This is a genomic window from Arthrobacter sp. JCM 19049, from assembly GCF_001310435.1.
Window position 1 is genome coordinate 1 of the sequence record NZ_BAXF01000399.1, and the last position, 2,017, is coordinate 2,017.

Genomic DNA, 2,017 nt, shown 5'->3' on the forward strand with positions numbered 1-2,017 from the left:
CGCATCGGATGCGGCGCCCGGGCCGCCACCGGACCTTGGCGGCACACCGCCCACGGACCCCCAGGAGTTTGCCACCGTCGGGGAAGGCAGTTTGACCATGTCCTTCCTCAAGTCCGGCCTGAAGGTGCGCATCGACCCGACCAGCGGATTTTGCCGGTCGCCAAACAGGCCGGGGTGCGCATCGGGCCAACTGCCAGGAGGGCATGTGCGGCTCCTGCAAGGTCATCAAGCTCTCCGGTGAGGTGGACATGAACCACCAGGCGGGATCCGGGCCCGGGAAATCGAAGCCGGAAAATTCCTGCCCTGTTGCTCCACCGCGAGCACGGACCTGGTCATCGATGCCTGATCCGGTCCGTACTCCCGACCCTGGCGGGAGGACAACAGGGTCGGATGGCAAACGAAATCGTTTGTCGAACATTCTCTCGCAGTGGCCGCAAACCTCTATCACACCACGTCGGTGACGCTATCAGCCTCTCAAGGTTGTTTCACGTGGAATCGGCGGTCGCCCTCCCACGCAAGCGCCGGCACCCCGGGCGTCGCATGGGGAGCTAGAACAGGGTGGAGGGTTGCCGCGCGCCGTTCGGGTTTTCCAGCTGCAGCAGGATCCGCTTGGCCTGCAGCCCGCCCAGGTAGCCGCCCAGCGAACCATCGGTACGCAGCACCCGGTGGCAGGGCAGCACAATGGGCAGCGGATTGGTGGCGCAGGCCGACCCCACGGCCCGTACGGCCGCAGGCTTTCCGATGCGTTCGGCCATTTGCCGGTAGCTCAGGGTGTGTCCGTAACCGATGTGGCCCAGTTCCAGCTGGACCCGGCGCCGGAATTCGGTGGAGAGCCGCAGATCCAGCGGCAGGGTGAAGCTGGTGCGGTGGCCGCTGAAGTACTCCTCCAGCTGCCGGGCCGCGGTGTCCAATGCGCCCGGCGAGCGCAGGATCCGGGCGCCCAGGCTTTCGCTGAGCTGTTCCAGCACGCGCTCGTGCTCCTCGGAGGCGAAGGCCACCCGCACCAGCCTACCTCCGTGGCGGCCACCAACAGTGGGCCCAGGGGTGACTGCACGATCCGGTACACCGCGTCGGTAAGGTTCTCCCGGTGGGCGGCCTGCTCCAGCCGGTCGTGCAGGCTGGCCAGGAGGCGCTGCTCAACCTCGGTCGGCGGGGTGTTCAGCGGGGCGGTGCCATCAAGCTGACTCATGGTTTTCCTCCAGTTGCTGATCCGGCGTCCATTCGGCGTCGCAGATTGCTGATCCCGTCGGCGGCGGCGTGCCGCGCTGCTTCCGGGGTTCCGGAAAGAATCTGGGAGATCTGCCGGTAGTCCAATCCACCCAAATAGCGGTACGCAACGACCAAGCGTTGTTTTTCCGGCAACTGCTTGACCAGCTGCCACAGCTCCAGGTTTTCGGCCCGGCTTCTGGCCCGGCCTCCGTCGAGGGGGCGTGTGCGGCGGGGTCGGTTTCCAGATCCTCGCCGCGGTGCCGGCGCAGCTCATCGATGGCCTTGCGGTGGGCGATGCGCACCAGCCAAGCCTGGACGTTGGCATCCGGATCCAGTTGCGGGTAGGCCCGCAGGGCGGCCAGGAAGGTTTCCGACCAGGCGTCCTTGGCGCGGTGTTCATCCAGCAGGGAGCGGCACACGCGCAACACGCTCAGTCCGTGGGCCTGCACGATCTGTTCGAATGGCTGCTTCATGGTGCTCCTGGTGATTGGCTCTCACCATGTAAACGTGGCGGGACAGCTTTTCGTGAGGTCTTTGGCCGGATTTCCTGCGACCACCCACCGGGCGGTGGGGGCCGGCCCTGTTTCTAGACCACGACCGGGTCACCGTCGCGCAGGGCCAGTTCCAGTTCGCGCAGTTCGCCCAGGTCCAGGGGCACCACTTCCCCGTTCTCCACGCCCTGGGGCAGGCGGCGTCCGAGCAGGGTATCGCGGATGATGCGCATGGTCGCCCCGTGGCTGACACACAGGATGCGCCGCTGGGGGTGGGTGGCGGCCAGCTGGAGCAGGGCCGGCACTGCCCGGCGCAG

The 2,017-nt window shown here is 66.9% G+C and carries 3 protein-coding genes and 2 pseudogenes; 1 reads left to right on the plus strand and 4 read right to left on the minus strand.

The genetic code is table 11. The features are described from left to right. Positions 1–346, plus strand: a pseudogene (locus JCM19049_RS20785) (2Fe-2S iron-sulfur cluster-binding protein); the annotation flags it as partial. A 202-nt stretch (positions 347–548) separates the two neighbouring features. On the opposite strand, the gene JCM19049_RS12655 reads toward JCM19049_RS20785, so the two are convergent. The 4 genes and pseudogenes from JCM19049_RS12655 to JCM19049_RS12665 form a co-directional block, all read right to left on the minus strand. Continuing rightward, complete coding sequence (locus tag JCM19049_RS12655; RefSeq protein WP_306420801.1) at positions 549–1,004, minus strand: methylated-DNA--[protein]-cysteine S-methyltransferase; 456 nt, start codon at positions 1,002–1,004, stop codon at positions 549–551. A 181-nt stretch (positions 1,005–1,185) separates the two neighbouring features. Continuing rightward, positions 1,186–1,362: a sigma factor-like helix-turn-helix DNA-binding protein gene (locus JCM19049_RS22690; protein ID WP_306420802.1), complete on the minus strand. Its 177-nt coding sequence runs from the start codon at positions 1,360–1,362 to the stop codon at positions 1,186–1,188. 161 nt (positions 1,363–1,523) lie between these two features. Further along, positions 1,524–1,682, minus strand: a pseudogene (locus JCM19049_RS22695) (RNA polymerase sigma factor); the annotation flags it as partial. Between the two features lie 113 nt (positions 1,683–1,795). Next, positions 1,796–2,017 (minus strand): histidine phosphatase family protein (locus JCM19049_RS12665; RefSeq protein WP_279403150.1); only part of this gene is annotated, 222 nt, incomplete at its 5' end.